At 59.8% G+C, this 14,212-nt stretch carries 12 protein-coding genes and 1 pseudogene; 11 read left to right on the top strand and 2 right to left on the bottom strand.

Annotation, left to right across the window (positions count from 1 at the left end; all coding sequences use genetic code 11):
- The first annotated feature begins 71 nt into the window (after window positions 1-71).
- From AC54XV_RS15180 to AC54XV_RS15225, 10 genes are all read left to right on the top strand, one after another.
- Entirely contained in the window at window positions 72-1,181 is a 1,110-nt protein-coding gene (locus AC54XV_RS15180; protein ID WP_148193911.1) for an S-(hydroxymethyl)glutathione dehydrogenase/class III alcohol dehydrogenase, read from the top strand.
- A gap of 70 nt (window positions 1,182-1,251) precedes the next feature.
- Window positions 1,252-1,830: an S-(hydroxymethyl)glutathione synthase gene (gene gfa / locus AC54XV_RS15185; RefSeq protein WP_003400750.1), complete on the top strand. Its 579-nt coding sequence runs from the start codon at window positions 1,252-1,254 to the stop codon at window positions 1,828-1,830.
- Window positions 1,831-2,203: 373 nt separating this feature from the next.
- Window positions 2,204-3,835: an ABC transporter substrate-binding protein gene (locus AC54XV_RS15190; protein WP_011268117.1), complete on the top strand. Its 1,632-nt coding sequence runs from the start codon at window positions 2,204-2,206 to the stop codon at window positions 3,833-3,835.
- The gene (locus AC54XV_RS15195; protein ID WP_003400748.1) at window positions 3,832-4,782 is read left to right on the top strand and encodes an ABC transporter permease; all 951 of its coding nucleotides are present in this window, start codon (window positions 3,832-3,834) and stop codon (window positions 4,780-4,782) included. The genes AC54XV_RS15190 and AC54XV_RS15195 overlap by 4 nt, the downstream gene beginning before the upstream one ends.
- A 4-nt stretch (window positions 4,783-4,786) precedes the next feature.
- Entirely contained in the window at window positions 4,787-5,719 is a 933-nt protein-coding gene (locus AC54XV_RS15200; RefSeq protein WP_003400747.1) for an ABC transporter permease, read from the top strand.
- Window positions 5,716-7,359, top strand: coding sequence for a dipeptide ABC transporter ATP-binding protein (locus AC54XV_RS15205; protein ID WP_058821894.1), 1,644 nt, complete (start codon window positions 5,716-5,718; stop codon window positions 7,357-7,359). Before AC54XV_RS15200 ends, AC54XV_RS15205 begins: the two co-directional genes overlap by 4 nt.
- A gap of 244 nt (window positions 7,360-7,603) precedes the next feature.
- A complete protein-coding gene (gene ehuB / locus AC54XV_RS15210; RefSeq protein WP_011268119.1) occupies window positions 7,604-8,476 on the top strand; it encodes an ectoine/hydroxyectoine ABC transporter substrate-binding protein EhuB in 873 nt (290 codons plus the stop codon).
- Window positions 8,477-8,533: 57 nt separating this feature from the next.
- On the top strand, window positions 8,534-9,211 hold the full coding sequence (gene ehuC / locus AC54XV_RS15215; RefSeq protein WP_053275456.1) for an ectoine/hydroxyectoine ABC transporter permease subunit EhuC: 678 nt from the start codon (window positions 8,534-8,536) through the stop codon (window positions 9,209-9,211).
- A gap of 3 nt (window positions 9,212-9,214) precedes the next feature.
- Window positions 9,215-9,865: an ectoine/hydroxyectoine ABC transporter permease subunit EhuD gene (gene ehuD / locus AC54XV_RS15220; protein WP_058821895.1), complete on the top strand. Its 651-nt coding sequence runs from the start codon at window positions 9,215-9,217 to the stop codon at window positions 9,863-9,865.
- Complete coding sequence (locus AC54XV_RS15225) at window positions 9,858-10,655, top strand: amino acid ABC transporter ATP-binding protein (protein WP_060409411.1); 798 nt, start codon at window positions 9,858-9,860, stop codon at window positions 10,653-10,655. The genes ehuD and AC54XV_RS15225 overlap by 8 nt, the downstream gene beginning before the upstream one ends.
- Window positions 10,656-10,722: 67 nt before the next feature.
- Here AC54XV_RS15225 and AC54XV_RS15230 read toward each other — a convergent pair whose 3' ends face one another.
- Both AC54XV_RS15230 and AC54XV_RS15235 read right to left on the bottom strand, forming a co-directional pair.
- Entirely contained in the window at window positions 10,723-11,595 is an 873-nt protein-coding gene (locus tag AC54XV_RS15230; protein WP_370683546.1) for a methyl-accepting chemotaxis protein, read from the bottom strand.
- Between the two features lie 33 nt (window positions 11,596-11,628).
- Window positions 11,629-12,759: pseudogene (locus AC54XV_RS15235) on the bottom strand (methyl-accepting chemotaxis protein); the annotation flags it as partial.
- 208 nt (window positions 12,760-12,967) lie between these two features.
- On the opposite strand from AC54XV_RS15235, the gene mexE reads away from it, so the two are divergent.
- On the top strand, window positions 12,968-14,209 hold the full coding sequence (gene mexE / locus AC54XV_RS15240; RefSeq protein WP_003400728.1) for a multidrug efflux RND transporter periplasmic adaptor subunit MexE: 1,242 nt from the start codon (window positions 12,968-12,970) through the stop codon (window positions 14,207-14,209).
- Window positions 14,210-14,212: the final 3 nt, after the last annotated feature.

Below are 14,212 nucleotides of genomic sequence, written 5' to 3' on the forward strand. Positions count from 1 at the left end.
CAGGCACCTATCGATGCTCGGCCCAAAGACAACGATCAAAGGCTCGAGCATCATCAATTGGAGAAAATCACATGAAGTCTCGTGCTGCAGTTGCATTTGAACCTGGCAAGCCGCTCCAGATCGTCGAGATCGACGTCGAGCCGCCACGCAAGGGCGAAGTGCTGATCAAGATCACCGATACCGGTGTATGCCATACGGATGCTTTCACACTTTCGGGCGATGATCCGGAAGGCCTGTTCCCGGTAATACTGGGCCATGAAGGCGCCGGCATCGTCATGGAAGTAGGCGAAGGCGTGACCAGCGTGAAAGTCGGTGACCACGTCATTCCGCTGTACACCGCCGAATGCGGCGAGTGCCTGTTCTGTAAATCGGGCAAAACCAACCTGTGCACCGCTGTGCGCGCCACTCAGGGCAAAGGCGTGATGCCGGACGGCACTTCACGCTTCTCCTACAACGGCCAACCCCTGTACCACTACATGGGTTGCTCGACCTTCAGCGAGTACACTGTTGTCGCTGAAGTTTCTGTCGCGAAGATCAATCCAGACGCCAACCCCGAGCACGTCTGCCTGCTCGGCTGCGGCGTGACTACCGGCATTGGCGCGGTGCACAACACGGCCAAAGTCCAGCCTGGCGACACAGTCGCGGTATTTGGCCTGGGCGGCATCGGTCTGGCGGCGATTCAGGGTGCGCGTCAGGCCAAGGCAGGACGCATCATCGCTATCGACACCAACCCTGCCAAGTTCGAACTGGCCCGTTCGTTTGGCGCTACCGACTGTGTGAATCCAAAAGATCACGAACAGCCGATCCAGCAGGTGATCATTGAGATGACTGGCTGGGGTGTCGACCACTCCTTCGAATGTATCGGTAACGTGCATGTGATGCGCGCTGCGCTCGAATGTGCCCACCGCGGCTGGGGCCAATCGATCGTCATTGGTGTTGCCGGTGCCGGTCAGGAAATCTCGACCCGTCCCTTCCAGCTGGTCACCGGCCGTACCTGGAAAGGCTCGGCGTTTGGCGGCGTAAAAGGCCGTAGCCAACTGCCGAAGATGGTTGAAGACGCGATGAAAGGCGAGATCGAGCTGGCACCTTTTGTCACTCACACCATGGGCCTGGATCGCATCAATGAAGCGTTTGACTTGATGCACGAAGGCAAGTCGATCCGCACCGTCATCAAATACTGATGTCGTCCACTGCTCCGGGGCAGTTGCCATGGAACCTGTTCCAAGTCACCCCTATAGCTGGAGGTACACTGTGAGCGATGTAAAACTTCACCCTGCGCTGGATAACGGCATCAAATCCGCTGCTACCGACTTTGCAGGCGGCACTCTGCAGTGCCTTTGCCCGACCGACAAGGTTGAGGTCAAAGTCGATGCTCAAACACTGCATAACCACGCCTGCGGTTGCAGTAAATGCTGGAAACCAGCGGGCGCCAGGTTTGCCGTCATCGCGGTAGTCAATCGCGACAAAGTCAGCGTTACCGTCAACGCAGCCAAACTGACCATCATTGATGCAAGCGCTACCATCCAGCGTCACGCCTGCAAAGAATGTGGTGCCCACATGTATGGTCGCATCGAAAACCAGAACCACGCGTTCCACGGTCTGGATTTCGTGCACACCGAACTGTCTCCTCAGACAGGCTGGGCTGCGCCCGGTTTTGCCGCGTTCGTCTCGTCGGTCATTGAAACGGGTACGCCGCCAGCTGAAATGGACGGCATTCGCGAACGTTTCAACACGATGGGTTTGCCAACCTACGACTGTCTTTCCCCGGCACTGATGGATGCCTTGGCAGCACACGTAGCGAAGCAAAATGGCGTTCTTCAGGCGAGCTGAGATAATCCCTGGCGGGCATCACCCACCTTACCAAGCGTGGTGATGGCTTATCCGGAACGCATGCACTGAACCATACAGCACTCACAAAGCCCTCCTGACTCGAGGGCTTTGTCGTTTCCGGGGCGCGCTGCAGACCCGTTACAGAAATTGGCCATGCACCATAAAATACCAATAGAGCATAATTACTAACTTTATAAATCATAAAAACCTATATTAGCTTAGAACAAAAAAGACTTTTACAGCGCATAATCATAAGAATACGGTCTTAAGAAATCAGTGCTGAAGCACTGTGCCCGACTTGAAGAGGACCTTCCATGCGCCGTACACCACCTTCGACTTTCTCAAATGGATTCGTGACTCGGAGCACAATGCGATGACCCGGCGCCCGCTCCTCTCGCGCCTGCTGTTTACCGCCGTCACAGCCATAACCCTGCTTGGCTGCTCACCTTCCGGCCAGGACAACCAGGCAGCCACAACCCTCAAGGTGGCGTTCTTCAGAGACAACACCACGCTGGTCAGCCTTGACCCCTTTCAGGTTTACTGGCTGGAGCATCGGGTGGTGCTGCGCAATATTGCCGAGTCCCTGACCGATCAGGACCCGCAGACCGGCAAGATCATTCCCTGGCTGGCGGAGCGCTGGGAAATCAGTGACAACGCGCTGGAGTACACCTTTCACTTGCGCAAGGACGTGACCTTCAGCAACGGCACACGTTTCGACGCTCAAGCGGTGAAGACGGCCTACGACGCGGACAAGTCGTTCGCCGCACAATTGCCAGCCACCTTCGGCGCCACTTACCTCAAAGGTTACGACCATGCCGAGGTGCTGGACGAGTTCACCATCAAACTGGTGCTGGCCCAACCCAATGCGGGCTTTCTGCAAGCCACCTCCACCACCAATCTCGCCATCCTGGCTCCAGAGTCCTACGCGCTCAGCGTCAAGCAGCGCTCGCTGGGTGCAATCATCGGCACCGGGCCATTCGTGCTGGAGCGCTATACCCCGGAAAGCGGTTTGCGCCTGATCAAACGCAAGGGCTATGCCTGGCCATCGGCCAATGCGCAGAACAAGGGCGAAGCGCATCTGGACGCAGTCGAGGTCAGCTACGTGCCGGAAGAAAGCGTACGTAACGGCCAGTTCGTTCAGGGGCAGGTCGATATTCTCTGGCCGCGCAACCCGTTCTCCGAGGTGGATCTCAACCTGTTCAAGTCCAGGGGCGCGACCATTCAAAGCCGGTCGCTGCCAGGACCGGCACTGAACCTGTACCCCAACACACGCGGCAATCGCATTCTTGCCGACCGTAACGTGCGCCAGGCTTTGCAAAAGGCAATCGACCGCAAGACCTATGCAGCGACGGTCTACAACCCGCAGTTCCCGGTGGTCTCCGGTGTCTTCGACATCACTACACCGTTTTACAAAAACCAGGCCGACAAGCTTGCCTATGATCCTCAGGGTGCCGAGCGCTTGCTCGACCAGGCTGGCTGGCAAAAAAATGCCGACGGCTATCGCTACAAGGAGGGCAAACGGCTGAAGCTGGCCTACAACCTGTCACCCGCCGAAACCGCTGGCGATGTACTGATCCAGGATCAACTGCGCAAGGTGGGCATCGAGCTCAAGCTCAACGTGGTGACCACCGCCGAATGGGCCGCTGCCAATGCGGCAGGCAATTATGACCTGACGTACAACTACATGACCCGCGCCGACCCGATCATCCTGCAGACCATCATCGACCCGCGCAGCGCCAACAGCTCGACTCTGGCGACCAACCTTTACGCGCCGGAAACACTGCCCAGAGCCCTTGCGCTGTTCGACGCCGGACTGACCGCCACGCAAAGCGAGCAGCGTGCCCGGGCCTATGGCGAGTTGCAGGACTTGCTGATCGACGAAGGCTCGGCGTTCCCGGTCTACGAGCGGGTCTGGCAAGCCGCCACGGCGAAAAACGTACGCAACTTCCACTGGACGGCGGAAGGCTTTGCGCTGTTCAACGACATCGAGTTGGCAACGCCATGAGCCGCTATATCCTCAGTCGCATCGCGCAAGCGCTGCTGGTACTTTGGGGTGCCTACAGCGTCACCTATTTCATTCTGTACCTGCTGCCCGGCGACACCCTGTCGATCATGCTCAGCGCCTCGGGTGTCGAAATCGACTCACTGTCCGCGCAGGACCTCGCCAAGGCCAAGCTCTATTACGGGCTGGACCGGGGCATCTTCGAGCAATACGTCGATTTGCTGTGGGGAGCCATACACGGTGACTTCGGCAACTCGCTGACGCTCAATCGCCCGGTATCGGAGTTGCTGATCGAACGTCTGCCGCAAACCCTGAGCCTCGCGGGGCTGGCCATTGTTCTGTCACTGATCGGCGGGACAGGTCTGGCGTATCTCACTGCCTACGTACGCTGGCAGCCCTTGAAAGTCGCCTTGTCACGCCTGCCGTCGCTGGGCTTCTCGGTGCCGGTCTTCTGGCTGGGCCTGCTGTTCATTCAACTGTTCGCGTTCACCCTTGGCTGGTTCCCGGCGACCGGCAATCAGGGTTTCTCAAGCCTGATACTGCCCGCCGTCACGCTGGCGATCCCCAGCGCTGCGGTGTATGCCCAGGTCCTGCAACGCGGCTTTCAGGGCGTCTGGAAAGAGCCCTACATCATAACCGCCTACGCCAAGGGCCTTACCCGCGCGCAGGTTCAGGCCCGCCATGCGTTCAAGAACGCTGCCCTGCCGCTGCTGACACTGATCGGCCTGCAGGTGGGTAACACGGTATCCGGCGCGGTGCTGGTGGAAACCATTTTCGCCCGCTCCGGGGTCGGTCGACTTGCCCAGGAAGCCGTGCTGCGCCAGGACATCCCGGTGGTACTTGCCATCGTTGCGGTCTCCGCAGCTGCGTTCGTCGTGGTCAATCTGATCGTTGACCTGCTGTATCCCGCGCTGGATCCGCGCATCGCCCATACGCCAAAGGTCTCCTGAAGCCATGACTATCTTCGACAACCGCCTTGCGCGCCTGGCTCGCCTGGTCGTTTCCAGTGAAACCATTGCGGGTAAAACCGCACCTGCCCTGCAGTGGCGACGGCGCAGCAGCCTGAGCCGGATCGTGGAAGCGACGCGCCCCCTGTTGCGGCGCCCTGGTTTTCTGCTGGCCGTGGCAATCGTCGCCTTTGCGCTGCTGGCCGCGCTGGCACCCAACCTGCTGAGCAGCTACGCACCTTATGCCACCTCGCCTGCCGACAAGCTCACCGCGCCCAATGCCGCGCACTGGTTCGGCACCGACGAGTTGGGCCGTGATCTTTATACCCGCGTGGTGCATGGCTCCAGCCTCTCGGTACAGGCGGCATTGCTGGCTGTCGGCATCGCCATGGCCGGCGGCCTGAGTCTGGGGGTGATTTCCGGTTTCGCAGGCGGGCGCATCGATGCGGTGATCATGCGCCTGATCGATGTATTGCTGGCCCTGCCCGGTCTGTTACTGGCGCTGGCGATTGTCACTGCTATCGGTTTCGGCACCCTGCCGGTGGCCATTGCGGTCGGTGTGGGGATCATCCCCGGCTTCGCGCGCACCACCCGCGCCGAAGTGCTGCGGGTCAAAACCCTGCCGTACGTCGAAGCCGCGCGTCTGGGCGGTGCAAGCTGGACGCGAACCCTGCTGCGCCACATCCTGCCGAACGCCTGGGGCCCGGTGGCGGTGTTGGCCACGCTGGACTTCGGCGCGGCGATTCTGGCCACTGCCGGGCTGAGTTTTCTGGGTTTCGGCGCCGAACCACCGGCCGCCGAATGGGGCACGCTGATTGCCAACGGTCGTCATTTTCTGATGACTGCACCCTGGGTGTCGCTGTTGCCGGGGCTGTTCGTGGTCGGCGTGGTGTTCAGCTTCAACCACATCGCCCGCACGCTGGAGGAGACTCAACGATGAATGACACCGCTCAACTGATCGACATTCGTCATCTGAGTGTCGCCTACCGCTTCGATGGCCAGATCAACCAGGCCGTGCGCAACGTATCCTTCCAGGTCGCCCGAGGTGAAACCGTGGCGATTGTCGGCGAATCCGGGTCCGGCAAGTCGACGATGGCCAACGCCATACTCGGCCTGCTACCGGACAACGCCGCCATCACCGGCGGTGAGCTACACGTCGATGGACACGATCTTGGCCATGCTGGCGAACGCGAGAAACGGCGAATTCGCGGCGGCACCATTGGTCTGGTGCCGCAGGACCCGATGGTCAGCCTCAACCCGACCCTGCGCATCGGTCGGCAAATCGCCGAAGCACTGCTTCTGGCTCACGGTCGACGTTATCCGGCAGTGGATGCCGATGTGCTGGAATTGCTGCAGCAGGTCGGTCTGGACAAACCGGTATTGCGCGCTCGTCAGTACCCGCACGAGCTGTCCGGCGGCATGCGCCAGCGCGTGTTGATCGCCATCGCCCTGGCCGGCAATCCTCGCCTGATCATCGCCGACGAACCCACCAGCGCTCTGGACGTGACGGTACAGCGCAGGATCCTCGATCATCTGCAACGTCTGGTGGCCGAGCGTGGTATTTCCCTGCTGATCATCACCCACGATCTGGGCGTGGCGGCCGACCGGGCCGATCGAGTGCTGGTGATGAACAAGGGCGAGCTGGTCGAACAAGGCCCTCCGCAACAGATACTCATCGCGCCTCGCCATGCCTACACACGTGCGCTGATCGCAGCAGCACCCGCGTTCGGGCAACGCAAGAGCCCGGCAATACCGCGCCCGGTAGCGAGCAGCGCCAGGCCACTGCTGACCTTGAACAACATCGGCAAGACCTATCGCCTGCCCTACGTAAAAGGCGAAGACACAGACTTCCAGGCGCTGCAGGACGTCAACTTCAAGGTGTATGCCGGCCAGACCCTGGCCATCGTCGGCGAGTCCGGCTCGGGTAAAAGTACTGCGCTGCGCATTGCGCTGGGCCTGGAAAAGCCCACTCACGGACGAGTTTTACTGGACGACCAGGATGTCACCGACCTGGGCTGGCGCGAATTCAGGCCGCTGCGACGGCGTATTCAGCTGGTGCAGCAAAACCCGTTCGCAGCCCTTGACCCACGCTTCACGTTATTCGAAAGCATCGTCGAGCCACTGGTTTCGTTCGGTCTGCTCAAAGGCCGCGAACTGGAGCAGGCGGCACGCCGATTGATAGAGCGAGTGCAGTTGCCCGTGGCCTATCTGGACCGCCTGCCGCGCGAGCTTTCCGGTGGACAGCGTCAGCGGGTTGCCATTGCCAGAGCACTGGCCCTGCAGCCCGATCTGCTGCTGCTCGATGAGCCGGTCTCGGCACTGGACGTGTCAGTGCAGGCGCAGATTCTCGACCTGCTGGTCGAACTGCAAGCCGAATCGGGCATTGCCTACGTGCTGGTGTCCCACGACCTTGCAGTGGTCGCCAGCGTTGCCCACCAGGTACTGGTGCTCAAGCATGGCAAGACTGTCGAGCAGGGTCTGGCCGAGGATGTTTTTGCCAGACCTGAAGCGTCCTACACCCAGGAGTTGATTGCCGCGATACCTGGTCGGCGTCTGGAGTTACAAACAGGGACGTACTGACAAATACCGGGTCTTGTAGAAATTGGCCGCCCGACGTTTGGAGTCCATAACGTCGGCGACTGTATATATGCATATTCTTTATTGATATTTAAATTATTTTTTTAATAGCTATAGAGTTGCACCTTATGCACCAAACGTTGCCGAAGCAGGATGCAGGCAAGACCAGGCTACCTTGCGCACCTGACCCGCATGCTCAGGCCGTATCAGCAAGAAGCCCTATCCCTCCCTACGTCGAGCACCCGCAATGAAAGGCATAAAAACCCTGTCGTTCCCAGCCCTGATGGGTTCAGCGCTGCTGTTGAATGCCGTCATCTCATTCCCTGCCCTGGCCGGACTGCTGGAAAAAGGTCGCACTGACGGCCTGACCGCTGGCATCGCCAATGAACAGCCCTATGCCTACATCGGCACCGATGGCAAAGCCACCGGGGCCAACGTCGAGATACTGCGGGCGATTCTCGAACCGCTGGGCATCAAGCAGATCGAGACGCCTATCACTGACTTCGGTTCGCTGGTGCCGGGTCTGGCGGCAGGTCGTTTCGACTTGATTGGTGCGGGCCTGTTCATCAATCCGAATCGTTGCAAGGTCATCGCGTTCTCCAACCCGGTTACACGATCCGGTGGTGCGTTCATTGTCAAAACCGGCAACCCGCTGAACCTGCACAGCCTCAAGGACGTCGCCAGCAACGCCAAGGTGCGCCTGGCCACTCAACCTGGCAGTAATCAGGTCCAGGAAGCCAAAGACAGCGGTATCGCCAACGGCAACGTGGTGTTGTTCGACAAGGACACCGAGGCATTGGCCGCCTTGCAGGCGGGTCGCGTGGACGTGGTGTATTTTCCCGACGCCGAAGTCATCAGTCTGATCAAGAAAGCCAACAGTCCGGACATCGAGCGCGCCTTGCCTTTCGAGCAGATTCCGGACGCCAGTGGCAAACCGGGCTGGAATTACCACGCCTACGGCCTGCCGAAAAACGACCCGGCTTTTGAACAGGCTTTCAACGAACAACTGGCGAAACTCCGGGCGTCGGGCGAGCTGCTGAACATCCTGCAGAAGTACGGCTACACCGAAAACGAACTGGCTGACCCGGCTATCACCGCAGCCCAACGCTGCAACCCATGACCTGCCGCGCCCCGCGAGGGCGCGCAGTAAACGGCCCTGACCCACACGAGTACGGCCATGCCTGTTGATGCCGCAACACTGGAAACCGCAGGCTTCATTGCCAGACAACTGGCCCACGGCGCCTGGATCACCCTGCAGATCACCGTGCTTGCCGAACTGCTGGTACTGGTGCTTTCGTTTGTAATCGCCCTGATGCGCCTGTCGCCGTTCAGGGCGCTACGCTGGTTCGCTACTGTGTATGTCGAGGTGCTGCGCGGCATCTCGGCATTGGTGCTGCTGTTCTACCTGTTCTTCATCCTGCCGCTGTTCGGCATTCGCCTGTCCCCCATGACCACCGGCGTGCTGGGGCTGGGCCTGACGTTTTCGGCGTATGGCGCGGAGATCATTCGCTCGGCGCTGATCAACGTCAGCCAGGGCCAACGCGATGCGTTGCGTGCGCTGGACTTCGGGCCGATAAACGCGTTTCGGCGAATCATTCTGCCGCAGGCCCTGCCGTTCATGATCCCGCCGATGGGCAATCAATTGGTCGAGCTGCTGAAAACCACATCACTGGTTTCGCTCATCACCCTCACCGACCTGACCTTCACCGGCAGTCAATTGATCACCACGCTGGGCCAGCAGACGCTGATCTGGAGCATCGTGCTGGTGTGCTATTTCGTGATGGCCTGGCCACTGAGCTGGCTGGTCCGACGCTATGAGCAGCACGCCACCGCGTGGCGCACAGCCAGGGGATGAACGATGGAATTTGATATCGCATTCGCCTGGTCGATTCTGCCGGAGCTGTTTCAGGGTTTGCTGGTGACTGTGCAGGTCGTGGTCCTCGGGTTCCTGCTCGCGGTGTTGCTCGGTCTGGTCCTGGCCCTGACACTACGCTCGCAGATAACCATCGTGCATCGCCTGAGCAAAGGCTACCTGAGCTTTTTCCGCAATACGCCGCTGATGGTCCAGTTGTATGTACTGTTCTTCGCCCTGCCGCTGGCGGGCATTACCTTTCCGGCGATCACCACCGGTGTGATCGGCCTTGGCTGCTATTACGCGGCCTACATTGCCGAAGCGTATCGCGGAGCCATTGACGACATCCCGGCCGGACAATGGGAAGCCGCACGCGCCCTGGACTTCAATCGTAGCGACACCTGGCGGCGCATCATCCTGCCGCAGGCGTTGAAACCCATGCTGCCGGTGCTCGGCAATTACCTGATCGGCATGTTCAAGGAAACCCCGCTTCTGGCGGTGATTACCATCCCTGAACTGTTTCAGGCCGCCAAGCAGATCGCCGGCATGACCTATCGTTACAACGAACCGTACACGGTGATGGCGCTGATGTTTCTGGCAATCAGCGTGCCGACCTCGTTGCTGTTCAAATACCTGGAAAGACGCAGCCATGTCTGATCTCGCACACACCGCAATCCCGCCCGTCACCACCGCGCAGATACAGCTGAAACACGTGGTCAAGGACTTCGGCCACAACCGGATTATCGACCACTTGGACCTGAGCATTCCTCAAGGTCAGAAAGTGGCCTTGATCGGCCCCAGTGGCTCGGGCAAATCAACGGTATTGCGCCTTATCAAGGGGCTGGAAAACTACCAGCAAGGCAGCATAGAAGTCGCAGGCCGAGCAGTGCCCGCGCGCACATCCGGATGGCGCTGGCCTGGCGCGCGCAAGGCTCCGGTAGAACATCGGGTAGGCATGGTGTTCCAGCAATTCAACCTGTTCCCGCACCTCACCGTGCAGGAAAATGTCACCGAAGCGCCGTTACGGGTACTCAGACTGACTCGCGAAGAGGCCCTTGAGCGCGCGCACCAATACCTCGGGCTGGTCGGGCTTGCGCACAAGGCCGATGCCTATCCGAGCCAGCTTTCCGGTGGTCAGCAACAACGTGTAGCGATTGCCAGGGCGCTGGCCATGCGTCCGCAGGTCATGTTGTTCGATGAGGTCACGTCAGCGCTCGACCCCGAGCTGGTCGGCGAGGTCCTGGCGGTGATTCGCTCGATTGCCCACGAGTTTCAGATGACCATGCTACTGGTGACCCACGAGATGAAATTCGCTCAGGACATCGCTGACCGGGTGCTGTTCATGGAGGGCGGCCGCATCGTGGCGGACGGCACCCCGAGCGAAATTCTGCTGAATCCGCAAAACGAGCGGACCCGAAGGTTTCTGCAGCGGGTGGAGCAGCGCTGATTGCCAGCGCCGCTCTTTTTGCAGGGTGAGACGTTTGAACTTCGCAACGATTTGAAAGTGGCGACCATCAGATCCGGAAGCGCGCAACCATGTCCTGCAGGTTGCTGCCCAGGCGCGCCAGTTCCACGGTAGACGCCGCGCTCTGCTCAGTGGCCGTGGCCGACTGATCGGCAATATCGCGTACGCTGATGACACTGCGATTGATTTCGTCGGTCACGGCGCTCTGCTCTTCAGCGGCAGCAGAGATCTGTTGACTCATCTGCTCGATGGTCACGATCGAATGAGTGATTTCAAGCAGCGATTCTTCGGCCTGCCGCGCCAGCGCCACGGTGCCTTCAGTGCGTTGACGGCTGGCATTCATCAGCTCCGACGCTGCGCCGGTGCCATCCTGCAAGGACTTTATCAGCGCCTCGATTTCAGTCGTGGATGACTGTGTACGCTGAGCCAGCGAGCGCACCTCATCGGCCACCACGGCAAAGCCACGGCCCTGCTCACCTGCACGTGCAGCTTCGATCGCCGCATTGAGGGCCAGCAGGTTGGTTTGTTCTGCCACCGCCTTGATCACATCGATGACGCCGCCGATCTTGTCACTGTCCTGAATCAGGCGCTGCATGGCCTCGCCCAGTTGTCCCACTTCACCGGCGAGCTGGCTGATTTCACGCGTGGCGTGTTGCACCACGCTGCTGCCATGGGCGGCACGATCACTGGCCTGTCTGGCGGCCTGCGATGCATCTTCAGTGTTCTGCGCCACTTCCTGGACGGTGGACGCCATCTGGTTCATGGCGGTCGCCACCTGATCGACTTCCAGTTTCTGCTGAGTAACACCCGCGCTGGTCTGCTCACTGACGGCTGAAAGCTCCTCGGCTGCCGTGGCAATCTGTGTCACACCATTGCTGATACCGCCAATCAGGGTCCGCAGCGATACGGTCATGTGTTGCATGGTGTTTTGCAGCAGGCCCAGCTCATCCTGGCGAGTGGTGCTGAGGTCGTTGGTCAGATCGCCGTCGGCAATCCGACGCGCCGCGATCACAGTCGAATCGAGCGGACGGGTGATCTGACGGGTAATCAGGATCGCCGCGAAGATACCCAGCAGCAATACGATCACCGCCACCGTGAGCAACTGGGTTACTGCGCTGTCTTTTTCTTTATTGGCGCTGACCACCTGACCCGCCATCAGCTTTTCCGCACTGGTGACGATGTCCATTGACTGCTGGCGAAGGCTGTCGCGAATCTGATCGTTCTGTTGCATCAGTTGCGAGATGGAGACCATCAACGACTTGTACTGTTGCAGCGCCGCGAGCGCCTCATCCACCGCCGGGCCGGCCTTGTTCGGCAATTGATTGCGCGCGCTGCCCACCTGAGCGATCAGCGAGTCGGCAGCGTCGAAAGTAATCTGCCTGTTTTCAGCAGTCGGGATACTGATATAACGGCGAAACACCAGGCGAAAGTTGGTCATGCCATTGCGCAGGTCGCCGGCAATCTTCACCTGATCGATGCCGCTCTGGTCCAGCGAGCGGGAAACGTCGTCAAAGGTCTTTTGCAGCAGTGTTTCGAAACTTCCGCTGACCTGTTCGGAAATAGTGATGAGCGGCTGCATGGCCTGATCAATTTGCCGATTGTTATCGACCAACTGGCTGAACGTTTGCTTCAAGACACCCGCCTGGTCGCGAATCCCTCTGAGCATATCGGCGTTGACCGGAACGGTCAGAATCTTCAGGCCGTCCTCGATGGTCTTGCCCAGGTTGTCCAGAGCCGACGTGTAGCCCTGCGAATTGCTCGCGTCAGGCTTGGCGGTGTAGGTCTGCGCAGCGATCCTGAGGCTCAGCGCATCGGCCTTCACCTCAGAAACCTTGGCTGCCTTGCCCAGCCGTTCGATCAGCAGGTTGGTACTGAGGTAACCGATCGCGGTGACCGTCAGTACGCCCAGCAGTATCAGACCGAAGCCTACGCTCAGCTTTTTGCTGACCTTCAAATTGTCCAGCCATGTCGACTTCATAAATTTTTCCTGGGGATTTATCGTGATACCCAAGGATCGACTGTCCGCGGAACAACTTAATAGTCGCGGCGATTGCAAAGATTGATCGACGAGATAGCAATATGACATGAGCTTTTTTGGCGCTCTGTCAGGGCATCACTTTCAGCTCCAAATACCTGGCCGAAGTCCACTTTCAGGTTCGCTCGGCCAGGGAGTTTCACAGACCTATAGGTACTCATCATTGTCGGTGATAGTAACCTTCGGTTTATTCGATTCGTTAATAACACCCCGTGCGCAACAGAATCCGCCCCATTCTTCACTATTGGCGGAACTTCCCATGCACCAGACAATCAGCCATCTGCGCTATCCTCTCACCGCCCTCGCCTTGATCGTCATCAGTGCCTGCGGCCGTGCGCCGGAAGCCACCAGTGCGCCTGGCGCGGCCAAGGTCAGTGTGGCCAAGGTACTGGAGCAGCCAGTCAACGAGTGGGATGAATTCACCGGTCGTCTCGAAGCACCTGAAACGGTCGAAGTGCGTCCAAGGGTCTCCGGCCAGATCGATCAGGTAGCCTTCACCGACGGCGCGCTGGTCAAGAAAGGCGATCTGCTGTTCCAGATCGATCCTCGCCCTTTCCAGTCGGAAGTCCGCCGCCTCGAAGCCCAGTTGCAACAGGCCCGCGCAGTTGCTTCGCGCAGTGACAGCGAAGCGCAGCGCGGTGAGCGTCTGCGCAGCAACAATGCGATTTCCGCCGAGCTGGCCGAATCGCGTACCACCTCGGCGCAGGAAGCCAAGGCCGGTGTCGCGGCCATCCAGGCGCAACTGGATCTGGCTCGACTGAACCTCAGTTTCACCCGGGTCACCGCACCGATTTCAGGCCGCGTAAGCCGTGCCGAAATCACCGCTGGCAACATTGTTACCGCCGATGTCACCGCCCTGACCAGCGTGGTTTCCACCGACAAGGTCTACGCCTACTTCGACGCAGACGAGCGCGTGTTCCTCAAATACACCGAACTGGCCCGCAAAGGCCAGCGCGGTCAGACCACGCCGGTGTACCTGGGGCTGTCCAACGAACCCGGCAACCCGCACCTGGGCCAGATGAACTTTGTCGACAACCAGGTCAACCCGAGGACCGGCACCATTCGTGGCCGCGCCGTGTTCGATAACGCCGACGGTGCGTTTACCCCCGGCCTGTATGCACGCCTGAAACTGGTGGGCAGCGGCACTTACTCGGCCGTGCTGATCAATGACGAAGCAGTGGGCACCGACCTGGGCAAGAAGTTTGTGCTGGTCATGGACAAGGACAACAAGCCCGCTTACCGGGCTGTCGAGCTGGGGCCGAAAATCGAAGGCCTGCGCATTGTGCGCAATGGTCTGGCCAAGGATGACACCATCGTCGTCAAAGGCTTGCAGCGCGTTCGTCCCGGCCAGCCTGTGGACCCTGAAGTCACTCCGATGGCCAGCGCCGACACCCTCGCCGCACTGCTCAAACAACGCCAGGCCCTCGAAGCCAGCAACCTGCCACCAGTGGCGCCCAAAGCGGCCGTCAAAATCGCCAGCGCTGCCGCGCCGCGCGGCTAAGGG

The organism is Pseudomonas fragariae (ex Marin et al. 2024) (assembly GCF_059621105.1).

Excerpts from the sequence above, each read along its gene's own strand:
- AC54XV_RS15180 (WP_148193911.1), top strand. The coding sequence starts at position 72 with ATGAAGTCTCGTGCTGCAGTTGCATTTGAACCTGGCAAGCCGCTCCAG.
- ehuB (WP_011268119.1), top strand. The coding sequence starts at position 7,604 with ATGAAAGGCATAAAAACCCTGTCGTTCCCAGCCCTGATGGGTTCAGCG.
- AC54XV_RS15205 (WP_058821894.1), top strand. The coding sequence starts at position 5,716 with ATGAATGACACCGCTCAACTGATCGACATTCGTCATCTGAGTGTCGCC.
- ehuD (WP_058821895.1), top strand. The coding sequence starts at position 9,215 with ATGGAATTTGATATCGCATTCGCCTGGTCGATTCTGCCGGAGCTGTTT.
- AC54XV_RS15200 (WP_003400747.1), top strand. The coding sequence starts at position 4,787 with ATGACTATCTTCGACAACCGCCTTGCGCGCCTGGCTCGCCTGGTCGTT.
- AC54XV_RS15195 (WP_003400748.1), top strand. The coding sequence starts at position 3,832 with ATGAGCCGCTATATCCTCAGTCGCATCGCGCAAGCGCTGCTGGTACTT.
- AC54XV_RS15225 (WP_060409411.1), top strand. The coding sequence starts at position 9,858 with ATGTCTGATCTCGCACACACCGCAATCCCGCCCGTCACCACCGCGCAG.
- AC54XV_RS15230 (WP_370683546.1), bottom strand. The coding sequence starts at position 11,595 with ATGCAACACATGACCGTATCGCTGCGGACCCTGATTGGCGGTATCAGC.
- mexE (WP_003400728.1), top strand. The coding sequence starts at position 12,968 with ATGCACCAGACAATCAGCCATCTGCGCTATCCTCTCACCGCCCTCGCC.
- AC54XV_RS15190 (WP_011268117.1), top strand. The coding sequence starts at position 2,204 with ATGACCCGGCGCCCGCTCCTCTCGCGCCTGCTGTTTACCGCCGTCACA.
- ehuC (WP_053275456.1), top strand. The coding sequence starts at position 8,534 with ATGCCTGTTGATGCCGCAACACTGGAAACCGCAGGCTTCATTGCCAGA.